The sequence below is a fragment of the Sphingobium sp. Cam5-1 genome (assembly GCF_015693305.1).
GTDB lineage: Bacteria > Pseudomonadota > Alphaproteobacteria > Sphingomonadales > Sphingomonadaceae > Sphingobium.
The window spans coordinates 164,058-188,700 of record NZ_CP065140.1 but is presented as its reverse complement, the minus strand read 5'-3'; the positions used below and the strand labels follow the sequence as shown (position 1 = coordinate 188,700).

The 24,643-nt window shown below is 60.6% G+C and carries 19 protein-coding genes and 1 pseudogene; 9 read left to right on the top strand and 11 right to left on the bottom strand.

Annotation, left to right across the window (positions count from 1 at the left end):
* The first annotated feature begins 15 nt into the window (after positions 1-15).
* The 8 genes from IZV00_RS19515 to IZV00_RS19480 all read left to right on the top strand — a co-directional run bounded on the left by IZV00_RS19515 (position 16) and on the right by IZV00_RS19480 (position 5,797).
* On the top strand, positions 16-879 hold the full coding sequence (locus tag IZV00_RS19515; protein ID WP_230463496.1) for a type II secretion system F family protein: 864 nt from the start codon (positions 16-18) through the stop codon (positions 877-879).
* A complete protein-coding gene (locus tag IZV00_RS19510; RefSeq protein ID WP_196227537.1) occupies positions 876-1,544 on the top strand; it encodes a tetratricopeptide repeat protein in 669 nt (222 codons plus the stop codon). The genes IZV00_RS19515 and IZV00_RS19510 overlap by 4 nt, the downstream gene beginning before the upstream one ends.
* A 3-nt stretch (positions 1,545-1,547) precedes the next feature.
* On the top strand, positions 1,548-1,787 hold the full coding sequence (locus IZV00_RS19505) for a hypothetical protein (protein WP_196227536.1): 240 nt from the start codon (positions 1,548-1,550) through the stop codon (positions 1,785-1,787).
* Positions 1,784-3,661: a pilus assembly protein TadG-related protein gene (locus IZV00_RS19500; RefSeq protein ID WP_267253127.1), complete on the top strand. Its 1,878-nt coding sequence runs from the start codon at positions 1,784-1,786 to the stop codon at positions 3,659-3,661. The genes IZV00_RS19505 and IZV00_RS19500 overlap by 4 nt, the downstream gene beginning before the upstream one ends.
* 79 nt (positions 3,662-3,740) lie before the next feature.
* Positions 3,741-3,935 (top strand): Flp family type IVb pilin, encoded by a 195-nt coding sequence (locus IZV00_RS19495; protein ID WP_099185159.1) that lies wholly within the window; start codon positions 3,741-3,743, stop codon positions 3,933-3,935.
* A gap of 65 nt (positions 3,936-4,000) precedes the next feature.
* Positions 4,001-4,387 carry a TadE family protein gene (locus IZV00_RS19490; protein WP_196227534.1) on the top strand — a complete coding sequence of 129 codons (387 nt, stop codon included), beginning with the start codon at positions 4,001-4,003 and terminating at the stop codon, positions 4,385-4,387.
* Positions 4,388-4,849 carry a hypothetical protein gene (locus tag IZV00_RS19485; protein ID WP_196227533.1) on the top strand — a complete coding sequence of 154 codons (462 nt, stop codon included), beginning with the start codon at positions 4,388-4,390 and terminating at the stop codon, positions 4,847-4,849. It abuts the gene before it with no gap.
* Positions 4,850-4,918: 69 nt separating this feature from the next.
* Positions 4,919-5,797 (top strand): response regulator, encoded by an 879-nt coding sequence (locus IZV00_RS19480; RefSeq protein WP_230463495.1) that lies wholly within the window; start codon positions 4,919-4,921, stop codon positions 5,795-5,797.
* A 124-nt stretch (positions 5,798-5,921) separates the two neighbouring features.
* Here IZV00_RS19480 and IZV00_RS19475 read toward each other — a convergent pair whose 3' ends face one another.
* From IZV00_RS19475 to IZV00_RS21285, 8 genes and pseudogenes are all read right to left on the bottom strand, one after another.
* Positions 5,922-6,959 (bottom strand): ParB/RepB/Spo0J family partition protein, encoded by a 1,038-nt coding sequence (locus tag IZV00_RS19475; protein WP_044663503.1) that lies wholly within the window; start codon positions 6,957-6,959, stop codon positions 5,922-5,924.
* Between the two features lie 102 nt (positions 6,960-7,061).
* Positions 7,062-8,291, bottom strand: coding sequence for an autotransporter outer membrane beta-barrel domain-containing protein (locus tag IZV00_RS19470; RefSeq protein WP_044663504.1), 1,230 nt, complete (start codon positions 8,289-8,291; stop codon positions 7,062-7,064).
* 112 nt (positions 8,292-8,403) lie between these two features.
* Positions 8,404-9,708, bottom strand: a complete 1,305-nt coding sequence (locus IZV00_RS19465; RefSeq protein WP_084694449.1) for an EAL domain-containing protein — start codon at positions 9,706-9,708, stop codon at positions 8,404-8,406.
* A gap of 181 nt (positions 9,709-9,889) precedes the next feature.
* On the bottom strand, positions 9,890-11,347 hold the full coding sequence (locus IZV00_RS19460; protein WP_196227719.1) for a beta strand repeat-containing protein: 1,458 nt from the start codon (positions 11,345-11,347) through the stop codon (positions 9,890-9,892).
* A gap of 1,741 nt (positions 11,348-13,088) precedes the next feature.
* Positions 13,089-13,604 carry an A24 family peptidase gene (locus tag IZV00_RS19450; RefSeq protein WP_044663507.1) on the bottom strand — a complete coding sequence of 172 codons (516 nt, stop codon included), beginning with the start codon at positions 13,602-13,604 and terminating at the stop codon, positions 13,089-13,091.
* A gap of 157 nt (positions 13,605-13,761) precedes the next feature.
* Positions 13,762-14,322, bottom strand: a complete 561-nt coding sequence (locus IZV00_RS19445; protein ID WP_196227696.1) for a 2OG-Fe(II) oxygenase — start codon at positions 14,320-14,322, stop codon at positions 13,762-13,764.
* 88 nt (positions 14,323-14,410) lie between these two features.
* On the bottom strand, positions 14,411-16,057 hold the full coding sequence (locus IZV00_RS19440) for a ShlB/FhaC/HecB family hemolysin secretion/activation protein (RefSeq protein ID WP_044663509.1): 1,647 nt from the start codon (positions 16,055-16,057) through the stop codon (positions 14,411-14,413).
* Positions 16,058-17,450: 1,393 nt separating this feature from the next.
* Positions 17,451-17,781, bottom strand: a pseudogene (locus tag IZV00_RS21285) (transposase); the annotation flags it as partial.
* Between the two features lie 355 nt (positions 17,782-18,136).
* On the opposite strand from IZV00_RS21285, the gene IZV00_RS19435 reads away from it, so the two are divergent.
* Positions 18,137-19,195, top strand: coding sequence for a hypothetical protein (locus tag IZV00_RS19435; protein WP_196227695.1), 1,059 nt, complete (start codon positions 18,137-18,139; stop codon positions 19,193-19,195).
* 1,637 nt (positions 19,196-20,832) lie between these two features.
* Here IZV00_RS19435 and IZV00_RS19430 read toward each other — a convergent pair.
* The 3 genes from IZV00_RS19430 to IZV00_RS19420 all read right to left on the bottom strand — a co-directional run bounded on the left by IZV00_RS19430 (position 20,833) and on the right by IZV00_RS19420 (position 24,281).
* Entirely contained in the window at positions 20,833-21,957 is a 1,125-nt protein-coding gene (locus IZV00_RS19430; RefSeq protein WP_044663510.1) for a replication initiator protein A, read from the bottom strand.
* Positions 21,958-22,029: 72 nt separating this feature from the next.
* A complete protein-coding gene (locus IZV00_RS19425) occupies positions 22,030-23,088 on the bottom strand; it encodes a ParB/RepB/Spo0J family partition protein (protein WP_044663511.1) in 1,059 nt (352 codons plus the stop codon).
* On the bottom strand, positions 23,085-24,281 hold the full coding sequence (locus tag IZV00_RS19420; RefSeq protein ID WP_044663512.1) for an AAA family ATPase: 1,197 nt from the start codon (positions 24,279-24,281) through the stop codon (positions 23,085-23,087). The genes IZV00_RS19425 and IZV00_RS19420 overlap by 4 nt, the downstream gene beginning before the upstream one ends.
* Between the last annotated feature and the right edge of the window lie 362 nt (positions 24,282-24,643).

The following is a 24,643-nucleotide window of genomic DNA, read 5'->3' as shown; positions in this document are numbered from 1 at the left end:
CTCGCCCTCCTCTGCATGGCCCTGGCGCTCGCCGGCCTCGTGGCGGCATTCCACGGCGGTAAAGCACTTCTGGCGGAACAGCGTCTGGAAGCGCGCCTGTCCGCCCGTGTCGGTGAGACCCGCGAGCCGCGGCGGGCCATCCGGCTGCCGGCTTTCATCTCCGCAAAGGGCCGCGATCGAACGGAGATCGAGGACAAGCTGCGGCTGGCAGGCTTCCAGGGCCCCCGCGCGGTCGAACATTTCGTATGGATTCGCCTCGGCGCGACGCTTGGCACGGCCTTTTGCCTTCTGCTCCTGAGCCATGTCCTTTGGGGAAGCCTGTTCGCGCGGCCCATCCTGCCACTGATCGGTGCCGGGTTAGCCTTCATCGCCTCCAAGCAGGTGCTGCAGATCTTTGCCGCCGCCCGCGCCCACAAAATCACCGCCGAGTTCCCCTTCCTCCTCGACCTCATGCTGATGATGCTCGAAAGCGGCGTGTCGCTTGATCAATGCTTCCGTTCGATCGCGCGCGATGAAATCGTAGCGGTTCCCAACCATGCCGTTCTCATCGCGAACCTTGTTGCCGATATCGATCGCGGGATGACCTATGAGGCAGCGCTCGACCGCTGGGCCTCACGCGTCGCGGTCAAGGGAGCGCGTGAGCTTGCCGCGCTCTTCCGCCAGGCCCTGTTCCAGGGCATCGAACTGGCCCCCGCCCTTCGGGAGTTCATTCGGGAATTTACCCAGCAGCGCGTCGCGCGGGCACGCGAGGCAATGGGCAAGATCACCGTCAAGATGGTGGTCCTCATGATCGTCTTTTTCATGCCCGGGCTTTTCATCGTCCTCGCCGGGCCACCAGTCGTGACAATCTTCGATACGTTGCGGGGCATGAACCAATGAAAGGCGCTATTCTTCCTATCCTTGCGCTCGCCCTAAGCGCGCCGCTCCAGGCAGCGCGGGCGCCAGACGATGTGCCTTCGACCCGCCCGCTCTACCTTCAGCTCATCCAACAGGCACGGATCGATGGTCGACCCCGGGCAGCCCTCGCCTATCTCGATGACTTCGAACGGCGCTATCCCCACGACCTTGAAGCACGCATCCTTCGCGTGAACAGCCTTCTTGACCTCGGCAGAGTCGAGGAAGCCGGCACCTTGGCGCAGGCCCTTCCGGACGACCGGAATGGTACAGTTAGCGCCGTCCGTGGCCATGTCGCGGCCGCCGGGAATGATTGGACCGGCGCAACCGCTTACTATCAGACCGCACGCACAGCCCGCCCGGCAGATCCCTTCATTCGCAATGCCCTTGGCTATGCGTTTCTACGCGTCGGACGATACAGCGAGGCGGTCGATGCCCTGAAGGGTGCTGCCGATCTGGCCCCTGGCGACGAAGTCATCCGCAACAATCTCATTCTCGCCCTTCTCGCCGCCGGTCAGCGCGCGGAGGCCAACCGGGCCCTCCAGGGCATCCGCGATACCGACGTCCGTGCCAATCTGCGCAAGACGCTCCTGGCCGAGGTCGAACGCATTCACCTGTCTCTCCCGCGAGCACAAGGCAAAGGAAGCTGATCCATGCTGGCACTTTTCATTCTCGCCGCTGCTCCGGCCGCAACCCCTGCCCCGCCAGCCCCCTTGCCCATCGAGAGCGAGGCGCGGTCGGTCGTCGAATGGCAATTGCGCGCGCAGCCGCGGTCCGAGGAGGATATCCGCCTCGAGGCTTCAGCAGCGGAGGCCATCTACAGGCGATATCTTGGGTCGATCGGCAAGATGCTCGAGAAGCCGGATTCCAGTGGTGGATCGAACGCCCGATGATGGGGCGGCGGCTCCTCGCATTCTGGCGCGACGAGCGAGCTGCTGTCACCCCGATGGTGGCAGCGCTTGCAGTTCCCTTGATTGGGGCTGCCGGTTTCGCACTCGATGTCGGGCTCTATTATGTTCAGAACCAACAGCTCCGCACCGCCACGGAGGCCGCTGCGCTCGCCGCGGCAGTCAACCCGAACGATGCCTATAATCGCGCCAACAACTATCTCGGCAAAAATGGCTTTCCCGGACTTATCAACCCGAATGATGTCAAACTCGGGCGCTATTGTGCTGACCAGAATATCGCAGATCCCAAAGCGCGATTCATCGGGCCCACGGCCAATTGTCCCGGTTCCATTTCAACGGATCCCCAGGCCAATGCTGTCCGCGTCACAGCCACGAAAGACAGTACGCGCTTCCTGACCAACGTGCTTGGCAGCTTCAATCCCATTCCTAAGCTCGCCGCAACTGCCACGGCCGCCCGTCTCGATGAAGCCGGTATTGCCACGACGGGAAATATCCTTGGAACAGACGGCACCAAGCTCGTGGGGGGCCTCCTGCAGAGCGTCAACAAACTGCTCGGCCAACTTCTTGGCATAACGCTTGCCCTCACAGATGAGCAAGTCATCGCGATGATGCAGCATAATGTCGATGCTGGCAATTTCTTCGATCGCCTGGCGGTCAATCTGGGCCTTGTGAATGGGGTTGGCAGAACCAAGGCCGACATCACCTATGGGAGAGTGCTGGAGGAAAAGGCCAGCATGAAGGATCTTCTCCTGTCTGCGGCGCAAGCGTCTTCCGACGGCGTAACATCCCAGGCTCTCGCGAGCCTGGCAGGATCAGTGTCAGCCGATAGGGTTATCGATCTGCATGGCCTGTTTGGCCTTGGTGTCTGGAAGAACATGCCTGTTGGCGAGGCTAACGCCCAACCCGGGCTGCGCGCAGGTCTGAACGCCTATCAACTCCTGACCTATGCAGCGCAGGTTAAGGGCGCTTCTTCCCTCGACTTATCCAGTTTAACGGGCGCGGCCTTTCCCGACAGCACCGTCAAACTGACCATCATAGGAAGCACCCCGACGAACAGACCCCGCTTCTCCTTTGGGCCTGCCGGTGAAACCAGTGTCAGCTCCTCCGTCTCGCGCCTTCAGTTGAAGGTTCGTCTTGTCGATACCGGCATTTCTTCCGGCCTCCTCGGTATTCTCAGGTTGTTGGGCGTCAGCATCGACCTTGCAAACGACATCCCGGTGCTCATCAGCATCGGAGATAGCAATGCGACCATCAAGGAGATACGCTGCGCGCAAACAGGCGAACAGGCCCGCGACGCCCAGGTTGACGTCACCGTTTCTCCGGCGCTGATCTCAGCCTATGTCGGCGAGGTGCGAGCAGATGCCGTGAACAACACCATGCCCTATATCGATCCCGCTGCCGTCACGCCCGTAACGATCCTCAATGCCAAGCTGCTGGGGATTCCCCTCACCAGCATAACGGCCAAAGCCGTTGCTCTTCCAGTTACCGGCGGCGACACTACGGTGACCTTTGGCCCTCGCGGCAGCGGCAATCCACAAATTGGAACGCCTGGCTCAGCGCAAAGCGCAGAAATCACCGGCACTCCCTATGCAAAAAGCAATAAGGTTCTACTCGGCCAAACAATTAGCACGCTCGTCACCAACCTCGACATCCAACCGAGCGTCGCTGGCATTTCGCTCAATATATTGACGCCACTTCTCCAGCTCGCCGGAAACCTATTGAGGCCGCTTTTAACCGGCCTGCTCGACGGGCTTGTAGGCCCCGTCCTGGACAATCTGCTCGCCGCACTCGGCCTCGAGCTAGGGAATGCGCGAGTTTGGGTGACAGGTGCCCGCTGCGGGGTTCCGGTCCTCGTCTAAATTTCGCTATTGGCGATCGGGATTAACGCCCCATCCGATCGACCATCCAATGAGGGGGCTTATTGGAAGGATAACCATCATGATGCAGTCAGCGCGTCAGTTCATCGCACGGTTCAAAAAGGATGAGCGCGGCCTCGCGGCCATCGAATATGCCGTTATGGGCGCCATTCTCGTCGCCGCCATATTGGCGCTGACGCCAACCCTCCGGACCGGCCTGCAAGACACGATGAGCGGTCTCTTCGACAAGATTCAGGCAGGTCCGGCAGCCGGATAAGTAGGAGCCTTCTCGTGAGCAGAAAATCTCATCTTCCGGGACGACTTCTTCGTTGCGAGAAGGGCATGGCAGCGCTGGAGTTCATTCTCATAGCTCCAGCGTTGTTCGCACTCATTTTCATCATTGTCCTCTACTCCTTCTATTTTGCGGCCGTAATGGGCGTGAGACAGGCTGCAGCAGAAGGCGCCCGTGCCGCCGTTGCTGGCATTTCCATCTCCCAACGGGAAGAATTGGCGAAAAATCGCGCCGATGCGGTGATCAATGCCTATGGTCCTTTGCTGGCTGCAGGCGAAGGCGCAAAAGTTGAGGCTACGACCGGAGATTCTGTCGAAACTTTCAAAGTGAAAGTTACCTATAACATCAGCGAAAGCGCCCTCTACGACTATAGCTTCCTACCCATGCCACCAAGTCCCATCAGTGCGACGACTACCGTTACTAACGGGAGCTACTGAATGACGGGCGTGCAGCTTATCGCGATCTCCACACTCATTCTCATCCTGCTTCCCATCATCGTCCTGGCGTGGGAACAGCGTAATGTTCCGAACTGGCTCTACCTCCTGCTCGGCGCGGCGGGCATCGCCTTCACCTTGACCTCTCGGGGCTTGGGTGGTGCGATCGTCTCGCTTGCCGCAGGCATCGCCATTCTGCTCCTTCTTGCCGGCGCGATCGCCTATATGCGCAGGACCTGCAAGCTGCGCCTCCTTTCTGGCGGCCAAATCAAGCTTATGGCAGCCGGCGCTGCATGGCTTGGCCCTGTTGGAGCAGTGCTCATGCTTTCGTTGGCCATTCTACTATTCGTGATCTCGGTCATTTTTTTGCGTATACGCAAAAAAGCAGTATTGCGCCCCGATTCTGAAGCAATCGCAGCTATTGCAATTCTGATTGTTCAGGTTCATCAAGGTTTGGCGACTTGATAACCTTTCTGTATGGGGCTTACAGAAATGAACATCCGGATGAATGGATGGGAGGCTAAAGAAAGGCCTGTGCCACGTGCGCGGCTGGAGGATCTGGGCCTGCCTGATAGCGCCAAGGCGCAGCTTCCGCATATCGGCACCGTGATGATCGTCGATGACGATCGTGAGTGGGCCTCCGAGTGCGCCTTCATGCTCGATATGCTTGGTTATCCATCGGTCAGCGCCTGCTCGGCCGAAGAGGCCCTCGTCCATATGCACGACGAACACATCTCACTTGTCATCGTCGACTACAGCATGCCTGACTGCGACGGCCTTGCCCTGGTTCAGGAACTGACTTCCCGGGCCGAGGAAGAGGATCGGAGCCTGCGCTTCATCATGGTCACCGGCCATGCGACAGTCGATGTCGCCGTCGGCGCGATGCGCGCCTCTATCGCGGATTTCCTGCAGAAACCGGTCAGCAGGGACGACCTCAGGCGATCCATCCTGCGCGTCAGCGGCCTTCACGACACCCCTGCCAGCCGCTCCACGCTCCTCAACAAGATCTCCTCACTGAGTTCCGAACTGCAACGCCTCGCGCAACAAATGGACGATCCCGTCCAGGCCCACGGCCGTGCGGTGCCCATTGACGCAGACTATATCCGCGCGCAATTGCGCGCGGAACTCAAAAGGCGGGAACTGATCGGCGGCGAGATTTTCGGCGACCCGGCCTGGCACATGCTGCTCGACCTTCTGCTCGCGAAGTTCGAAGGACGCACCGTCTCTGTTTCAAGCGCCTGCATCGCATCGGGCATGCCAACGACGACTGCCCTTCGGTTGATCAACCGAATGGTCAAGAATGAGGTCCTCTGCCGCATACCCGACGACAAGGATGGCCGGCGCGATTTTCTGCTCATCAGTCCCGATGTCGAGCAGGTCATCCTGGATCATCTCAGCGGGCAGACGAAATGATAGGGCCGCCATCGAGCGGAGGTAGAGCATCGTCCGATCAGACTGACTCGGACCATGCTCCATTTGCCTGCTGTTTCCCGCATTTTGCGAGCCAGCAGATGATGCCATCTGCCTGGAAAATGCTCTAGGCTGCCGCCTCTTCAGAGGCCACCTGCTCTCCCTCTCCTCCTCCACCAGCCCGTGCGGCAACGATCGTGGCCCGAAGGCGGGAAAGCAGTTCGTCCAGATCCGTCTCCTCGGTCACATTGAGATCGATCTGGACGCCCCCGCCCCTTGCCGGCTTGGCGCGTCCAACCCGTTCGCCTCCAGCAATGATCTCGATGTCGCGCGGCTCATCCTGCCCAGGGCTGGCGACCGATTCCCGCAGGCGCGCCAGAACCGTTGCCGGTGCAAGCAGCCGATCCCCCTGGACCGACCTTTCCTGCTGCTCCGCGGAGATCCGCCGGGCCTCCGCCAGCATGCGCATGCGCTGCTCCACCCTTTTGAGGAGCGGTGTCAGGACTTCCGAATGCCTGACCCGAAGTTCCGCGCGCGTACCGAACGCATCCACGATTTCCTCGGGCAACAGGGCAAGCGCGAGCAGACGGCTCAACTGACTGTTCGAAAGGTTAAGCGCATTGGCCATGCGGGACTGAACGCCCCCGTAGAAGCGATCCACCGCAGCCTGATAGCTGCGCGCGCGGTCGAGCTCGGTGATGTCTGCCCGCTCTCGATTCTCGATATCGGCGAGCCGGAACGCCTCCTCGTCGGACAGATCAACAACCAGCGCCGTCAGGCGCAGTTCGGGGCGGCCATTATGGTTGAGCCAGTCAATCGCGAAGCGGCGCCGGCTGCCTACGATCAGCTCATAAGGCCGATCCACGTCCGCCCCGTTCATGCGGACGAGCACGGGGATCCGGTTTCCCCCTTCCTGCGCTATGGACTCGATCAGCGACTGGCAGCTTTCCGCCGTCAGACCCGGCTGGTCCCGCGGATTTCCATCCCAGACGACACATTCGCCCGGCTGGATACGGATGGTAGTACGCCCATCGGATCCAGCCCCTGCGACATTGGCAAGCCGCTGGTCAAGACGGCTCAGCGCGTCCTCCCGTGCTGCCACCTGGCGCATGGGGGCCGGATCATAGGAGAGCGTTTCCAATATGTCCTTCATGAATCCAGCCATGGAACGCTCCCGCTATCGCCTTTCCCCGCCTCATAGCGCCACATTGCGCATACATCGCGCGCAATTGCGTTCGCTTCGGTTGTTTTTGCCCCGCTCACCCCATCAGAAGCGTCGGCTTACCGAAAGAACTGCCGCATGAACATTGCGATCCGAGCTCAATTCTCCCGTATAGCCCAGCCGGAAGGTCGTGCGGCTGTTATAGGTCGCCGACGCTCCTGCGCTCAGCAACGCCGCATTGCGCGCCAGCCGTGTCGGATTGAGCGTGAAGATGTCGAGGTCGCGGGCCACGAAGCGGGCTTCGATGCGGCTGTCGGGCTGGCTGCGAAGTTCCCGCTGATACTGAGCCTCTACTGACGGCCGGATCGCCCAGCGGCCCGTGTCGATCGTGGCCGACGCGCGCGCACCGACGCTCGCCCGCAGGGACTTGGTGCGATAGCTGGCAACTTCGAGCGATGCGGCCCCGCCACCTTCCATGAAGCCGCCAATGTCGGCATAGCGATATTGCAGGCCGACAAAGGGCTGCAGCTTGATATTGGCGGCGCGGAGCATGGCGCCCACTTCCGTTGTCGCATGCCAGCCATCGCCATCGACATTGGCGCGCATCCTGTCGGAAAAGCCCGTCCAGCCGACCTGGCGCCGCAGCTTGAACTCGGAGAAATTATAGCCCGCCGTCGCGTCGATGTAGAATTTGCCGTTATTGAAGCTCGCATAGGGTCCGATGTTCGTATTGAACGCCGTGATCCGGGGCTTCTGTCCTGAGTCCAGCTTCGCATCGATTCCGTCGATCCCCAGGGTCGCACCGACGATGAGATTCTCAATCGGGCTCACATCGATGGCGAAGCGGACCGAACGTGAATCACTCTTCGCTTCCGGCCGGTCGACCCGGCCCTTGTAGGTCGCCTGCTTCAGCCCCCCCACCAGCATCATGTTGATGGTGCGATCGCCGCGGACCGGCACATCCGCGCTCGCGCTCGAAGCGATATTGCGCCGCTCGACAAGATAGCTGCGGATTTCGCGATCAGCCGAGTCCATGGACTGGATCGAAAGGCGGGGTAAGAGGGAATAGCTACGCGCCGACAACTGCCCCAGCGCATCTGCACGCTCTGCAGCGGTGGGAAGAGCGTCGAGAGATTGCAGCATCGCCGCGCGATCGCCTACCGGAGCGGTAGTTGCTGAATCAAGCGAAGAGCCCAGCGAGGCCTCCCCTGGCGTGCTTGCATAAGGACCATAGGGCGCGGCATGGGCTGCCGTCATGCCCGCCGCACCCAGCAACGCGGCGGCCATCAGGCCCTTCTGCATGAACCGCCTGAATGTCGTCTCTGCCTTGAACATTGGGTCTGATCCCCTTTTCTTCTATTCTTTATGCTGATCGCCTTGCACATCGCGGGCGATCCTGCCGGTCGGAGGGGCATTTTTGCGTAAACGCAAAAATGCCCCTAAAAAACTAGTGTGTCGTGTGATGCCCGTTTCGCGGCCCGCTGCCATAATCGCCGAAGGCATGATTGAAGCTGCTCAGGCCTGCGACTGCATCCCCATAATCGGCCTTGACCCAGTCGCGGCCAATACTGGTTCCGCCGACATAGGATCCGGCCACCCATTCAGCAGCTTCATCGAGCGCCAACAACAGGTGCCAGGACGAGGCAACGCCATCAAGCACGACAATGCGCGCCACAGTCCGAGCGAGGTCAAGCAACGGGCCAACACGCGCACGGCTTCTGTCAGACTGATGGGCGGTATGGAGGAAGCCGCTGTCGATCTTGATGATGTCCGGCGCAATGCCGATAAGCTGCTCGATCGACGATGCAAGACCGCCGAAACGGCCGACGGCCAGGCGAACGCCCAAGGCTCGAATCCGATCGAGAAAAGGCTCCAGCTCGATATCGGAAGGCAAGTCACTCGTGTCGGCGACCTCCAGGATCAGTCGTGGACCGAGCGCTGCATCGCGATGCAACCGCGTGAAGATTTCATTCCATCCCGCTTCCCGGCCAAAGAGACTGGCGCTCAGACTCTTCGCGGACACCGGAATAGACAACCGCGCCAGAGGGTCGGCCTGTAGCTCGTCCAGCACGTCGGAAACAAGCTGGAGATCGATGATATGAGAGAGGCCAAGACGTTCAAATGCTGTGACCGCAGTGTCGCATTCCACCTGCTGACCGCTTCCGTTGGCCTGCCGCAATCTGCCGTCATAATAGAGAATGCGGCCACGGTCGTTGGGATCGGCGATCGGCCGCCATACTAAAAATGCTGTCCGGCGCCTGATGGCTTTCAGCAAAGCGACAGAGCGAGCCATGTCCGCACGGTAACGCGCCTCTTCCTTGGCCGACATACTACGCCAGGTAGCAATGGAACGCGGATGGGCAAATTCCAGTTCGGCAGTAGCCTCGGCCAGGAGGCGCTCGAAGTCCTCAGGGGTCGTCGAGGCATCGACAGGTCTGTAGGCCGCGCATATGTCAAGCAGGACGTCCACATCGGCGCAGCGAAAGGGCTCGGCGCTTGTGATGGAACAGAGTATTTCAACCAATTCGTCGGGGGAATAGCTCTCAAGGAGCCTGTTTTCCGCCAGAACTGTCAGCGCCTCACTCTCAACCGCTGCGATCAGAACCTTGCCGAGATGGCGCTCAAGACTTCTTCGAACATGCTTGAGAGCGTTGTTGGCCAACTCGTCGCCATAGGCTGCACAGAGTGCTGAATAATTATTCAGACGAACCGTGAGGAGATAATGCCTGCTCTCCTTTTCGACCGCTTTCATACTACGCACCTCATGCAAGACTGCGACATCATCATCGCCTTTCCAATTCAAGGCCGAGGGGACAGTGCGACCCGCCTGTCCCCTCGCCCCCCGGCCATCACCGCTGTGTCTGCGTGAAGCAGCGATGGCTCATGAGCATCGTCCGGCCCAAAATTGGGGCAGGGCCGGACGGCGCTCAATGTCAGTTTCCTCCCTTGAGGAGACCTCCGAGAAGGCCCGTGACCGGCGCAGCCGTGCCGCTGCCGCCCGTGACCGGTGCAAGCACCGAACTCACGACGCCCGTTACGGGAGCGAGAACCGAGCCTGAGCCCGTGCCTCCTCCCAGCACAGAGCCGACAACGCCGGTCACCGGAGCCAGAACGCCTCCGGCCGAACCATCAGTGGCGCCACCGACGACTGAATTGACGAGACCAGTGACCGGGGCGAGAATGGTGCCCGCTCCACCTGTCGCGCCACCGCCCAGCACCGAGTTCACAACTCCGGTGACCGGGGCGAGGACCGAGCCCGCACCGCCGGTGGCATCTCCACCAAGGACGGAGTTCACGACCCCCGTTACAGGTGCCAGGACCGAGCCCGCCCCGCCAGTGGCGTCACCGCCCAGGACCGAGTTTACAACTCCAGTGACCGGAGCAAGCACCGAACCGGCGCCCGTTCCGCCCCCCAGGACAGAGTCAACAACGCCAGTCACGGGCGCAAGCACACCGCCAGTCGCGCCGCCGGACGTAACTCCTCCGAGGACTGAACTGACGACACCCGTCACAGGTGCAAGCACCGATCCCGTTCCAGCACCCTCGCCGCCAAGGACGGAGCCCACGATACCCGTCACGGGTGCAAGCGGCGATCCGCCGGTAGCGCCGTTCAGGACAGGAGCCAGGGTGTTGACGGCGTCAAGGACCGGCGAGACCACGCCGTCCACAGTCGATGTGACAGCGGCGGCGACCGGCGCGAGACCGGTTGTGACCTGACCGACCGTTGCTCCGACCTGGGAGCCGAGCAATGTTCCGGTCAGGTTGGCGACGGGCGCAAGGCCCGCCTCAACGCCTGCCGCGGTGGTTGGCAGCGCAACATCGACGATGGTTCCCTGCGAGAGCACGCCGACCGTGACGAGCTGACCCGTGGCCGCATTTTCGCCCGTCGGGTTCAGCAGGTTGACTCCTGCCAGCGTATCGGCGGTGCTTGCCCCGGTCAGCGAATTGCCGCCGGCATTGGCACCAATCAAGGGACCATTGAGCGTGCCCGCCGGATCGGTTGGGCTCCCCGGCAATGTGCCAGTCAGTCCGCCGACCAGGTTCTCGACGAGCCCCGTCACCGGTGCGAGAGCGCCGTTGTCGCCAATCAATTGCCCGGTCACCGGCGCCAGGACACCGTTCACGGTATCGAGGAGCGGCCCAGTCACCTGGTCGACGGTCGATGTGACGGCCGCCACGGTAGGTGAAAGACCATTGGTGAGCTGTGTTACAGCACCTCCCACCTGATCCCCCAGCAGTGCGCCCGTCAAGGAGCCAACCGGCGCGAGACCCTGCTGGACCTGCTCAGTGGTGGTAGGCAGTGTGACCTGCGCAACGGTGCCTTCGTCGGTCAGGACATCGACGGTCGCCAGAACGCCTGTCGATGAAGACGAACCCGGCAACACATTCACGCCGACCAGCGTGCTGGAGCCGCTGGGACCACCAACCGTGACATTTCCGACATTGCCACCAACGATCGGCCCGTTAAGCGCGGATGGACCAGTAGGTCCTCCCGGGCCGGTTGGACCACCAGGGCCAGTCGGGCCACCGGGGCCAGTCGGACCACCAGGGCCAGTCGGACCACCGGGGCCAGTCGGGCCACCAGGGCCAGTCGGGCCACCAGGACCGGTCGGGCCGCCAGGACCAGTCGGACCACCAGGACCGGTCGGGCCACCAGGACCGGTCGGGCCGCCAGGACCGGTCGGGCCACCAGGGCCGGTCGGGCCACCAGGGCCGGTCGGGCCACCAGGGCCGGTCGGGCCGCCAGGACCGGTCGGGCCACCAGGGCCGGTCGGGCCACCAGGGCCGGTCGGGCCACCAGGGCCGGTCGGGCCACCAGGGCCGGTCGGGCCACCAGGACCGGTCGGGCCCCCAGGGCCAGTCGGACCACCAGGACCAGTCGGACCACCAGGACCAGTCGGGCCCCCAGGGCCGCTCGGATCAGTGGGGCCGGACGGACCACCGGGACCAGTCGGACCGCCAGGACCACTCGGGTCAGTGGGGCCGGTTGGACCACCCGGGCCGGAGGGGCCGGAGGGATTTTGTCCGCCGCCCGCGCCTATGTCGAAACCGACGCCATCGGCACATGCCCCCAGGAGAAGAAGCGGAATGGCCGTGGCGCACAGGAGATAGCGCCGTCCTGAACGGAGCGATCCATGAAATGCCATTGGGGTACTCCCTGTTATTGCGAGACTCTCGCGACGAGGGACGAATAGCCCGAACCGGCGCACGGTCAGCGAGCAGAAGAAACCGAAGCGGTCATAACCCTTACAGGACGCCATTATCTCGTATCTGGACGGACAATATCATGCCTTGAATATCCGCAACAGACTAACCGATATTCCGAAATTCACCCATTCCTCAGCAAATCCAATCGCCTTCTCGCTCAATGCTACGCAAATGCAGCTTTCCGCTCAAGTCGCGATCTCAATTCTCCAAACAACCGGATCGGTTGTTTCTGTCCAAATACCGCCGCCGACGCCACGCCGCCGTGCTGAGGATCCTGAGCTCTGCGCATTGGGGGTGTGCGACAGGAACGAAGATCTGTCCGGGTATAGGCTGCATCGTCTGCTGACGAATCTGCGCCTTCATGACCAACCCGATATATGGTCATTGCCCAACGCCATGGCTCGTCTGGATGAATGCCACTCATGCCGCCCCTTCCCCATCGACTGCCGAGCGACACGCGCATCTGCCAAGACAGCGGCATAAGGCTTCGGTACTGGAGCCATCCTGAACGCTGGACATGGCCCCACCCGCACCGTCGGCGGCCAGGCATTTCCTGTCCCCGCGCCCACCACCGTCTCATTGCCGTTGCCTGACGAGCGGTTTGGAGGCGATCTGAGGAGCCCCTTTAGCGCATCTTCAGCTCGGCAAGCGGCACCGTCCACACCAGAATGCATGGTTGCTCCGGGCCGCCCCATTGAGGTCGCTGAAACGAGGTCCCCCACCCCTTCATATCATCCGCGCGCAGGCCAGACCGTGGCGCCCATATGAGTATATGACCGGGTCAATGTTCAGCCGAACGTCGCCAGGTGCGAGGAAGCATTTGGGTCCGGTGTGCACCGGACTCTTGGAACCCGACCTGCAGAATGATCGCGGGGACCGGTCCAAGGGGGCGCTCCCGCGGCGAACCACCGCCAAGTCGCTGTTTCAGCCCAGAACCCCCGCGGCCTTTAACGTGAAGACGAGGTCATCGGCCAGAACCGGCATGGCGCCCGCGGCAATCGCAACGCCGAAGGGCACCGTCGCTTCGCGCCATTGCCTTCGCCTCCACAGCGCATGCGCCACTGCCCCTGCGGCAACCGCCCCTCCTGCAAGAATGATGACTGCGATCATTCCAACAACGTCTCCGGCACGGATCCACAATAGCAGCGCGCCGAGCAGTTTGATGTCTCCGCCCCCCACGGCGCCCACAGCAAAGAGCAGCAGCAACGGCCCTGTGGCGACCAGCAGAACGAGAAATTGTTGTCCGATCGAGGCTGGCATAGCGTCCCCCGACACCCCAATCCAATAGGGCACCGCGGCAATGGCGGCCAGCAGGGACAAACCATTGGGTATCCGCCGGAAACAGACGTCGAAATAGACTGCGGCGCCCAGCAGAATGAACAGGCACAATAAGCTGCCCCCGCTCAGCAAGGGGATCGACGGAAGAGCCGATGGTGACATTGGCTGCACTGCCTGCAAATTGGGGAAAGATAGGAGAATCCCGTCAGCCGATCAGAAGCGCGGGATCGCGGCGATCGGGCGCGAATTGTCCCTTACAGATCGGGCAACGATCCGCCAGGCAACCGCCATCCAAAATCGTTTTGGACCGCGTGATCACTCATCTCCATCGCGGCCCCTCGACCCAGCTTACAAGGCTACGCCGAATACCCTTCGTCACCGGGAGAACACGATGCTGCAGGAATGATGGAAAGATCAACATGCTGCCGCGCGGAGCGAAGGTAGCGCCGGGCTGCTGAAGGCCGAAAAACTCAAAAGCCCCACCCTCATAATCCTCCGGTTCGGAGAGCTGGACGACGAAGGACAGCTTACGTGCATAGGGCCGAGGGGATTCCAGCCAGACGTCATGATGCCAATCATATTTGCCGTGCGCCGTGCCGTGATATTCCGTGTATTGCAGGTCGAACGGCGCCACGATGTCCACGCCGAAATTGGTCCTGTTCGACGCATGAACATAGCGCATCAATGTCTTGACGAGTTCGGCCTCAATGTCGGGATCCAGCCAGCGGATCGTAGAGCTGCGGTAAGCATGGTCATCACGTTGCGCTTCGTCAAAGCCAACGGTCGCGGACTGCACAGGATATTGCTCCGCCTTCTCGATAACAGCGTCACAGTCCGCAGGTGACAATATCGCCGGCCACACTTCCCAGACATTCTTCATAGCCAAACTTCTTTCGTTGGAAGAGACCGCCCGCCGTTCCGGACCTTTGGATCTGGTGAATGGCCAATTTTGCGTATACGCAAAATCGCTAAAACGCTCGACCAAGCCCGAAGAAGAAGCGCGCCTTCCTGCTATAGGCGTCGTTAGGGCGCTTGACCGGGAGTGCAATTTCGGCGCTCGCGCGCCAGCCCTTCCCTACGCCCACGCGCACGCCGCCGCCGGCCGATGCAAGTGAATAATCCTGCGCAGCAATCCCATAATATGGTCGCGCAACAGCGTGGGCTACTGCACCATCCACATAAGCGAACAAGGATGTCGCCTTCAAAACCGGAGACTTCGCCGGAAGCGACCAGCTCAATTCCAGGTTGGATGCAAGTGCCTGATCGGATGTTATGGTACCGATCCGATAAGCCATGCCGGCACCCCTTCCCCCCAAGGAAAATCTCTCGGTTACCGGAAGCTTATCCTTGGAATATTGCCCTTTAACAGTCACTTTTGCTGTCAAGTTATTCAATAGCGTTTTAACCGCTATTGCCTGTATATTCACCTTGGAAAATTTAATCTCCGAAAATCCGGTAAAGGCTTTGGCGCCAATGGCGTTGATCCCCTGGCTCACCACGGCAGATGCAGCATAGCCATTCTTGGGCCCCACATCGGACCATGACAGCCCCGCTCGGACCGCTCGGGACCGATAATCACCAAACTCGGTATCGAGATAATAATTGGTGCTGTTGATTCCATCGAGCGACAGGCTTGCGGACAGATTTTTCTTGTACGATCGGATGATCGGATATGTAAGGGAAACCCCCGCGAGCGTCGCCTCACCTTTTATGTGCGTTCCCCGAGACTTGGTATTAACCTGCGCGAAGTTCGCGGACAAAGTCAGACCATTGCTTCCCAATGGCGTGCTGTGGCTCAGCGAATAATATGTATATCGATCCGGATAGAAGGGAAGATAAGCGGAAACCCTTGTACTATCGCCTTCGCGAACAAGTCCATGCGCCGCTACCGAAAGTTGCGCCTGGACGCCCTCCACGACATTGCTTACCCCGCTATTGTCTATCGTAAGTCCAATATCGAGTTGCTTACGCTTGACGATCACATCGAGGATCAGATCACCGGCCGTTGGCATCTGGCGAACAGCTACATTGACCGTCTGCCCCGGGATATCGCGCAGCAGTGACAAAGTGCGTTCCAGCGTGGATTTACGCAGTGGATCCTCGCGCATCAGACGCTGCATATGGGCCCCGATCAACTTCACCGGGGCGCTAGGCGAGATGCCGCTCAACGTATAATTTTTTATTCGCCCTTCAACGACCCTGACTTTGATCTCGCCGCCCACGGGCGCCTGGGCGGGGATCGAGACAGCATAAAAAGCAATATCGCTTCGACCGTAGGCGGCGGTCACTGCGTTGGCGACCCCCTGCAAGGTGGCGTTAGTCAGGGGGTGACCGATAAACGGCGCGACTGCTTCATCCAGGACGGACTGGCGGAGCGAGGAGCCTTCATAACGCACACGGGCGAGCTGGACGCTGGCAGCAGAAGGCGACGCAGGCGCCACTTGAGGCGATGGCGCGGATGCCGCGGGAGTGGCGGGCCCCTGCTCCAGACGCGGCGCGACCCGGTCGGTTCGGTCGCGGTCGATAACGGGCGCGCTGCCCAAATCATTGACGCCGGCCTGTGCACCCTGGGCGCGGGCGATGGTGGGCAACAGCAAGACGATCGCAAGGATCATCACCAAGACGAGTTTTACTACGCCTTCCGGCCTCTGTTGCCCGGATAAGCGGCCAGTTGCCCGTGAGATGCCGGGGAGCACCGAAATTGCCCTGTTTCTTTCCATTGGAAAAGACGGTTACTTGATTTACCAAAGCTTTCATCAGTAACAAGAACCGAATCGGTTGCTTTGGCATGATTCAATGACGCTGGTTGCTTGAATGGCGATCTTGATCCCATGGGTGCGGCCAGAGCATGGTCCGATCAGATTGAATGGGATCATGCTCTCCTTATCTCTTGTCTTCCGCATGGTCCACGCCGGCAGGCGACAACCCCATGTTTCGAAAATGCTCCCGTGCGACAGCTATGGCGCATGCCGTTCGCTTGCGTCGGAGGCACCCTCCCCTTCCTGGTTGATATTGCATCGGGTCCGCATGCGCAGCTTACCCCCGCGTCTGGCTGGTGACCGTCACGCGGATGTCCTGCCGCGCGGGACGCCATGTTCGCGCCGGCATTCCATCGTCCCTGCCAATATGTGCAGTAGACCCCAAAATTGGGCCAATGGCGATTCGTGTCAGGCCGATGAGATTGGAACGACCTTGTGAGTCAATCTTGTCGGCTGGCAATTGGGCAAAAATGCGGTGAGGGGCGGAAAAATTCGAGGCGCTCAGAAGCTCTCTCAGAAGGACTTTTGGTGGTTGTCGATACTTTCCCTATCTAACCCCTTCATTGCGCTCCACGGGCTTCTGAGGGGATTTTAGAGATAATTCATGATTTGTTCCCTTCTCCCCCTCGCGCGTGAACTGGGCCAACCAATCCGAGGAAAGGTAGCATGCGGATCGGCGTTACCTCGACAGGATGTAAAAATGGGGGACACCGTCCCTGGCTGCGTGGGCATCTGGCAGGAAGGCGTCGGTCAAGGCTGGCGGTCATGAAACGCTGCTGAGCTGGCGACATGACTGAAGCTCACCGCCGTCTCCGACCAGCATGGTACATTGCTCGACTACGCGGCACGCCGGGGAGCTCGACAGTTCGGCTTTGACGCCCGGGGGATTGTGTAGCCAGTGAAGTCAGCCGCCGATCAACCACGAACATCCGTGCTGCTGGACCCGCGTGAGATTGCCAATGTTCGAGCGAGATGGGGAGGCATGTTGCTTCGGCAACATTGGCCTTGAACCAGGGATCATAGAAAGCCAATTGTTCTGCGCTGGTGCGTCCCTCACCGCGGGGACACGATATAGAAAGATGGAACGGAGAATAACGCGGAGGGAAAGGGCAGGTCGTGGCCGCGATCCGGGCGGGAACGTGAACTGCAGACATCAGGCCGCGCGATTGGGAAAACTCCTGTGTTCCAGCGCCCCACCAGCGTGGATCTTGCATGGGCGACGTTCCCAAGTCCGGGGAAAGGCGGGACGGATGCTCGCGATGGAAGATGTCCGTTCAGTCCGGAAACGTCCCTTGAGGTAAGTGACATCGATCCAGAGATAGGGTCAGCCGCCTTCGATCGGGCGATCAAGGAAGACCTTCACAATCTCCTGGCGCCACCGGCGCCCGCTCATGCCGAGCGCTTTGACCAGATCATCGACTGCCCGCGTTTAGATGCTCCATATGGATCGCCGCGGCCAGCGCCTTCTCCGCCAGATGGTGCAGGTCCCGCAAGCAAGGAAAATAGCTGCCGGTGCGCAGTTTGGGGATGCGCAGCCCGACGCTCCCGTTGTGCCGGGCCTGTCGCGCCGCGCTCTTCTCGCGTAACCAGCGCGCGTCCGGCCAGCTTCGCTACAGTGACGCCGCACCACGTCCAGGGGGCACATCCCTGCCTCCTCCGCTGCGCCTACCCGCGCCGACTATGGACGGCCGAGCGCCCTTAGTACCACGAAGCCGACAGACCCCAGCTCGTTGGCACCACGGAAATAATCGCGACGGCGGTCGTCGATCGTCCGAGCAAAGCGCCAGCGGGACTGACTCCAGCCGCATCGTGACGGACTTTCTAAAGGCCGCTTTCAGTTGAATTTCAGCCTTCCGCGGTTCAAAAATGCTCATCTTCTTGCTGCCCTGAAAAATGATCACATTGGCGCCGACCGAACGCCTGTTAGCGAGGTTCATGACGATCCCCCCTCCCCTCCCCAGCCCATCGCTCATGGTCTGCTATGCGGAAGCACAGGCCGCATTGGCGCGGCTCGAGGAGCGTCTTCGCCTCAGTCCTGTCCGCCAGCCCCTGAGAGCGCGCATCGCGCTATCCGAACGACAGGCTCTCGCCGCCATCGACATGGCCGACTTGCCCGAGGAAGCCGTGGTCATAGACGGCCGAGGCCGACTGACGACCAGCGTGTATGACCTGACGCACTGGAAACATGCGATCGGGATGCCGATCACCCTCAATGCCCTCGTCACCGATGCTTCTGCCCTTCTGCAGTGGTTCGGCATGGACATGACGCAGCCGCGCCAGAACGCCCTGGGTCACCGTGAGGCATGGGAGCTGACGTCGGCGGTCGAAGCCTGGAGCAAGGCCTGCAAGGCCTTACCCCCCTCCCCTGCCCTCGTCCATTCCGGTCGGATCGCCGCTTTGTGGCGGCAACACTCTCCGCTCGGCCGAGGCGATGTGGTGGCCAGCCTTCTGGTAGGCGATCGATGGGGTCCCGGGCGATGGAAAGGCTCGCAGGGAGGGTTGACCGCACTGGGTCTCAAACTGGCTGGAGGACGGTGGAAAGTCGCCAGAGACACCGAACTGGATCGGCTTTGGCTCGACGCGATCGCGGCGGGCGCCAACGCCCATCTTCAGATCGAGGTTCAGCTGCGGGGCTTTGCCCGCCGCGCGAGAATGCATCTCGCCGTTCGCCGGCGTCCAGGACGGCTGAAGGACCTGCTCTCCTTTGCCATGGCACGGCCCGCCATTACGAGCGGTGAGGTTGCCCGGCATCTGGGCCTGACGTCAGCTGGCGCCATCAAGCTTCTGCTGACTGCGGAGCTGGAAGGCTTGCTCGTCGAAAGGACGGGTCAGGCGAGTTACCGCAGTTACATGGTGCCTTTGTCCGGACCGAAGGCTGTGCCTAGAACGCATCGTCCGGCATCTGCTGACATCTTTGAGCTCACAATTTGGGACGATGAGAGCGATGATACGGGCGCACCAGCCCCTGTGAGCGGCAAAAGAGGTGAGGAGTGAGGCGAGTTACCCCCGGGACCTCACGCCTTCTCAGCAGGGCTTGAACGGCGATTTAGGGGCATTGCGCCGTTAGTTCTCGCTCCATCGCGAAGAATCGCTCCCCTTCCCAGCCCTGCCCTTCTTCCGCGCCGATCAGCTGCAAATAGTTCGAAGGCCGATGGCCGCTCGGTTGCGGCCATGATCGTCAGGCCATCTGCCTGAATCCCTTTTCTGACACCTGGCGAGAACTGCGTTTGCGGCGTGCAGAGCTTGCTGCTTTCCCGATTCTCATGCAGGTGGGGCGGGTTGTGGCGCCACATAGTGCGTTCCGTCGGGTGCCGGGTCCTTCCTCCCTCTCATTCTCTCACGTTCCGTTCAATCACTCAAAAAAGAGGATGCGCCAGAGGCGCGGTTTAGATCCGTTAAAAGAATCCATAAAGAGTTACGCCTGCCCACTCCTAGCGCGAATCGTTGACTCTCCACGAGTCGCGGATTTGGCCCGTTCCCAAAATCCCGTCGCTTCGTTCCCAATGTCCCGAAGTCCGCGTTCCCAATGCACCGTGATTCGGTTCCTGAAGTCCCGTGGCCTGTTCCCGAAATCCCGTGCGGGACCGAGGCGTCCACAATGAGTAAAACATGTTTTACTCTGCCGGAAAGGCCCGGAAAACCGGGGTTTAGAGCATATGCGATCATGGCATGTCGCGGTATATCCGTGTCTTGCGCCGGACACAAAAGGGGTTCGTCCAAGAATCGCACTAGTGTCGCTTTGCTCTTTCCACGGGATATCGGGAACACGTCGGTGCCAAGCATATTCGGTGGTCATTCGATAGGCAGCGCGCGGCAGCCCCCCTGCGAAGCTCACGCTTGAGCACGGGATTTCAGGAACGCGGGCCAGGGTAACCGTATCCCGCGTTGATCGGCCAGGTTGCAGAGCTCAGGAGGATGCTGTGCGGCAATGCGCCTTAAGCCGGAGCACTCGTGCAGGCGCTCCCATGGTCTGGCGGTAGCTAGCCCTGGACTGCGTCGGGCGATGGGCAGTATTCTCGCCTTGCCTGCGGCCATCGACGGTACTTCAGGAACGTCCCGCTCTGTCAGGAGCATTTCCGATCATAGCCTGTCGGGTCGGCTTGTGAGTTGGGCGGACTGCATTCCCGCTGATCGAGTGATCGCAGACAGGAGCAAGCACGCTAATGTGCGCATTTCTGAGGGTCGCCTTGGCTGTTCCTGAAATACCGGGCCTGGCAGCCAACGGCCCCGCCTCCAGGCGTGGGGGGACGCCGTGAAGCCGGTCGCAGGCCCATGTGGGTGACTGGCCTTCGGATTCTGAACCGCGTGAGCACCGGGGATCGACCCATGATCGCCTTTTCCATGAATCAACTGTCGCAGCCTTAGCCGCAGCGTGCCGTTCGAATAGGGAAGGGAGGAGAGCGTGCGGCCGTAGGCGGGGACGCGGGTCCGCGAGAGACCATGCCACGCTGAACAGATGTTCCAGCATAGCGGGACTTGGTTTCATGAGATCGGTGGACAGATCGCGGTATTTCAGGAACGCACCGTGCGCCGCCATCCTGGGAGCTTGCCCGGGAATAGGATGGCCAAGCGGCTATCGAATGAAGGAGAGTCGGAAGGGCAGGGCAGGGGGCCTGCCCGGAACGGACAGGTCAGATCGCGGAACGTTGTTTGGTGCAGAAGGTCGCGAAAATCTGGGTGATGTTACTGGCGTCGAAAGCGATGTCGCGCGATCTCAGGAAGTTCCTGAAATCATTTGCAACAGCCTCGTGATCGCGCTGCGGCGAGGGAAGATTAGCCCGGGCAATCGCTCCAAAAGCACCAAAGGCGATCGATCCCTGCAAGGGGAAACTCACGGGCTCTTCCTCGGCAGCGGCGGTCCCGGGCTTCGAGGCGTCAACGGCGGGCGCGAAGCCGCTTGAAGGGGAGGGGGAGGGGACTTCATCCAGAGCACGTTTGGCCATCCGAAGGAACGGCTCGCCGCCATCGCGCTGAAGAAGTTCCAGCGAATATCCAGGAAGACTGTTCTCTCGTGCGATTTTCGTCATCTCGAATTTGAAGCGACGATAATCCCCCTCCGCGCCCGATTTCTCGTACAATGTCGGCATGGAAATCGAGAATCCGTCAGGGCCGGCTCCGCCCGCATGTTTGCGCGCTACGCGATAAAGCCAGCGCTCTCGCCCACCCGTCAGCGAGAAATAGGCCGGATCGATGGCAAGTACGCCGCCTTCCATGAGAACGCCATCATAGAACCATTTGGCCAGCGTAATCCGCATCCCGCGCACTTGCCCATTGCGGTCCTTGAGCTGGCTGTGGCTGTCGATCCAGGAAAAGGTGGTTTCCACCGCATCGCCCGAGCGGATGTTGGTTTTGACGGTCGTCGACTGCAGGCGGTCCAGTGCATTGCCGAGCAATTCATAGGCCCTGCCGCCCACATCACGCTTGAGCGTTGAAAGCATGTCATAGGGGACGACGTGAAGGGTTTGGGGGATGTCGTTCACACCCCGCCTCTTGTGTTCGATCAGGACCGAGGCGCAATAAATCAGGACGTCCAGATCATAGATGGTCGCAAGGCCATATTCCGAGTTGGCGCTGACGTGAACCGTCACCTTTCCGTCGGGACTTACATAATCGATCGGCTTGAGGCGCTTGCGTTTTGAAAGCGAGAAAAAGGGACGCTCCATCGTCTCGCGCTGATCGCGCAAGGGCAGGGCGGTGAGCTGCGGGAGGAACAGGTCTACCTGACTGTCGTCTCGACCGACCTTCTTGGAAACCATTGCCATTCCCCGGATAGCGTCTGGTAAAACATGTTTTACCGATTAGTAAGGTATTGTTTTAGCGCGAAAAAACTATTTTTTGCTGAACTTCGCGGCCTCGATGACCGGGCGCAGGGCCGAGAGAATTTCGTCTACGTTGATCGGCCTTCGCGGATTGATGTTGATCGTAATTCCGCGCGCCCGTGTGTCAGAGACAATCATGCCGATCTGATCGCCGTCCAGGGCATTGACCGCGGCTTTCACGCGGCGCGCGGGCTCCCGCCTTACCGGACTGGCCGAAGCAAGGCGCTGGAAGACTTGCGGGCCTTCGATTGGAGTCTCTCCCGCCGTTCGCCGTTCACCTTGCTCGCGCGTAATCTCTCTTGCGACCTCCAGGATCGCTTCACGCAAACCTGGTTGCTTGAGGAGGGGAGACAGCTTCATGCCGTGACGAACCTTGATATCGGCCGGATCTGCGAATGCCCGCACCACATCGTCGGGCAATTCGGCGAGCTGCAGCAGATTGTGCAGGTTCTGCTTCCCGATCGCGAGGCGATCGGCCATATGGCTGCGGATGCCGTTATAATAGGCGTCGACCGCGTGAAGATAATTGCGCGCTCGCTCAAGGTCGGTGACGTCCTCGCGCTCTCTGTTCTCTATATCGGCGAGCCGGAAGGCGCCTTCATCGTCAAGCGTTTCAATGCGCGCGATGAGATCAATCTCGGCGTGGTTATTCTCGCGCAGCCATGACACCGAAAAATGGCGCCTGGTCCCGACGATCAGTTCATAGGGCTTTTCACCGTCCGGCGTCCGGCGGACGACCACGGGTTCCCGGTTGCCATTCTCCTCCTTGATGGAGTCGATAAGGGAAGCGCAACGCTCATAGCTAAGCCCGGCATAATCACGCGCATTGCCCGGCCACACGCTGCATTCGTCCGGCCGTACACGGATGGTCAGCCGCTTTACGGTGCGCGCGATCTCGTCAAAGGCCACCCCGCGCCTCTCCAGGAAGGAGGGGGCGGCAGGCTCGCGACGAGATGGTTCAGCCGGTGCCGCATGCGGCGCCTCTGGTTCGGAAACCGCCGGCGGCGAGCCGAGGCTGTCGATGGCAGTTGTCAAAAGACTGCGGCGTCGTCCCGCTCCGCTGCTCATGCTGCCTCCGTCAGGCGATCAGTGCCGAGCTGCACGATACGCGACGGCCACTGCTTGCAGATATCCTTTTCCAGTTCGCGGAAGACTGAATTGAGATTGTTGCGGCACCGCGTATAAGTCTGATGCGAACCATAGGGCTTGTTGATTTCGTAGACCGACGACATTGCAATGCCGGCGTTCTTTATTTCCTCCGAGAGCAGGATCGGAGTGGATAGCATCTGGCCCGCATAGGTCTTTTCCATGACCTGGAGCATCTGCGCTTCGTTCGTGCGGTTCGGCTGAAACATGGTGCAAACCACGCGGATGAATCCATAGTCGATCGACGCATCGAACTTGGATACCAGACTCATCGCTTCCCGGCAGGTCTGCATGAAATGAATGGTGGAGAGATAATCAAGCTGGCGGGCAGGAACGGGGATCAGGAGGCCGTCCGCCGCGCTCAGGGTATTGACGCCTAGAAAGCCCATCGCGGGCGGCGGATCGAGAATGATCACGTCATAATCGCGGCGGACTTCCTCCAATCCGATACGCAGCATCCGGAAGGCCCCGGCGATCGCTTGAGGGCCTTCCTCGATCGTCGCCGTCAGTTCCCATTCCGTGTCCTGCAATCCCAGATTCGCCGGGCAAATATCGATATTGGGCCAGGCCGTGGGCCTGATGGTCTTGCGGAACGACTCCGCCTCATCGATACGGGGAGACAGGAAATTGGAGAGTGTATGCGTCTCGTCCACCAGTCCCTCCAGATCGACGTCGAACATGACGCTCATGGAGGCTTGGGGATCGCAGTCGACGACGAGGACGCGATAACCGCGTAACGCCAGATAATCGGCGAGATGTTTCGAAGTGGTGGACTTGCTCACGCCGCCCTTGAAGTTCTGAACCGCGATAACCACCGCCCGTTCGTCGGGCAGCTTGCCCATCTTGATGCCGAGCGTCTCGCGAATGGCGATCAGATCTTCTACGGTGTAGAAGCGGCGGCCATTATTGGAAACCTTTGGAGCGGGAAGGCGCCCGCGAGCTTCAGCCTTGGCGAGAGCCTCCGGAGTTCGCCCGAGAAACTCCGCAGCGACCGTGGCGCCCATGGTGATGTTGAGGGTCTTGCGGTCTGATGGGTCGATGGCGGCGCGGCGCAGAACGGTTTTCGCGTTCTCGCAGGAGCTGATCATCGTATCCAGTATCTGGCCTGACAACATGGCCCGCCCCCCAAGCTCTCGTTTACCATAGTCGGTTCGTCAAAAAAGGCCGAATTTCGCCTGCAAGCCCGGACATATAAGGCGATTCAGGAGGGTTAGTCAAATTCTCCCGCAATGCGCCAAGAAATCAGGACAGCGCACGATTCTCGACATCTGTCGCAGACAAACAGCGGCATGGTCCTCGCCCATCGTCTGGTACCGATCGCAGCGTTTCCGTCCTGCCGCTTACCAGGCGAAAGAGGTGAGCGGCAAGCGAGCGACGCGCTTGCTGCCGGTTGGTCTCGAAGCCGCACACGCACCCATCAACAGCGGTGTGCGAGGGACGGCACGAGATTATGGTGAGCGCAAGCCGTATCCTGGCT

What these genes read in the sequence shown, in the direction of transcription:
- IZV00_RS19515 (WP_230463496.1), top strand. Translation starts at nt 16, where the DNA reads ATGGCCCTGGCGCTCGCCGGCCTCGTGGCGGCATTCCACGGCGGTAAA.
- IZV00_RS19510 (WP_196227537.1), top strand. Translation starts at nt 876, where the DNA reads ATGAAAGGCGCTATTCTTCCTATCCTTGCGCTCGCCCTAAGCGCGCCG.
- IZV00_RS19505 (WP_196227536.1), top strand. Translation starts at nt 1,548, where the DNA reads ATGCTGGCACTTTTCATTCTCGCCGCTGCTCCGGCCGCAACCCCTGCC.
- IZV00_RS19500 (WP_267253127.1), top strand. Translation starts at nt 1,784, where the DNA reads ATGATGGGGCGGCGGCTCCTCGCATTCTGGCGCGACGAGCGAGCTGCT.
- IZV00_RS19495 (WP_099185159.1), top strand. Translation starts at nt 3,741, where the DNA reads ATGATGCAGTCAGCGCGTCAGTTCATCGCACGGTTCAAAAAGGATGAG.
- IZV00_RS19490 (WP_196227534.1), top strand. Translation starts at nt 4,001, where the DNA reads ATGGCAGCGCTGGAGTTCATTCTCATAGCTCCAGCGTTGTTCGCACTC.
- IZV00_RS19485 (WP_196227533.1), top strand. Translation starts at nt 4,388, where the DNA reads ATGACGGGCGTGCAGCTTATCGCGATCTCCACACTCATTCTCATCCTG.
- IZV00_RS19475 (WP_044663503.1), bottom strand. Translation starts at nt 6,959, where the DNA reads ATGGCTGGATTCATGAAGGACATATTGGAAACGCTCTCCTATGATCCG.
- IZV00_RS19470 (WP_044663504.1), bottom strand. Translation starts at nt 8,291, where the DNA reads ATGTTCAAGGCAGAGACGACATTCAGGCGGTTCATGCAGAAGGGCCTG.
- IZV00_RS19465 (WP_084694449.1), bottom strand. Translation starts at nt 9,708, where the DNA reads ATGAAAGCGGTCGAAAAGGAGAGCAGGCATTATCTCCTCACGGTTCGT.
- IZV00_RS19450 (WP_044663507.1), bottom strand. Translation starts at nt 13,604, where the DNA reads ATGTCACCATCGGCTCTTCCGTCGATCCCCTTGCTGAGCGGGGGCAGC.
- IZV00_RS19445 (WP_196227696.1), bottom strand. Translation starts at nt 14,322, where the DNA reads ATGAAGAATGTCTGGGAAGTGTGGCCGGCGATATTGTCACCTGCGGAC.
- IZV00_RS19440 (WP_044663509.1), bottom strand. Translation starts at nt 16,057, where the DNA reads ATGATCCTTGCGATCGTCTTGCTGTTGCCCACCATCGCCCGCGCCCAG.
- IZV00_RS19435 (WP_196227695.1), top strand. Translation starts at nt 18,137, where the DNA reads ATGACGATCCCCCCTCCCCTCCCCAGCCCATCGCTCATGGTCTGCTAT.
- IZV00_RS19430 (WP_044663510.1), bottom strand. Translation starts at nt 21,957, where the DNA reads ATGGTTTCCAAGAAGGTCGGTCGAGACGACAGTCAGGTAGACCTGTTC.
- IZV00_RS19425 (WP_044663511.1), bottom strand. Translation starts at nt 23,088, where the DNA reads ATGAGCAGCGGAGCGGGACGACGCCGCAGTCTTTTGACAACTGCCATC.
- IZV00_RS19420 (WP_044663512.1), bottom strand. Translation starts at nt 24,281, where the DNA reads ATGTTGTCAGGCCAGATACTGGATACGATGATCAGCTCCTGCGAGAAC.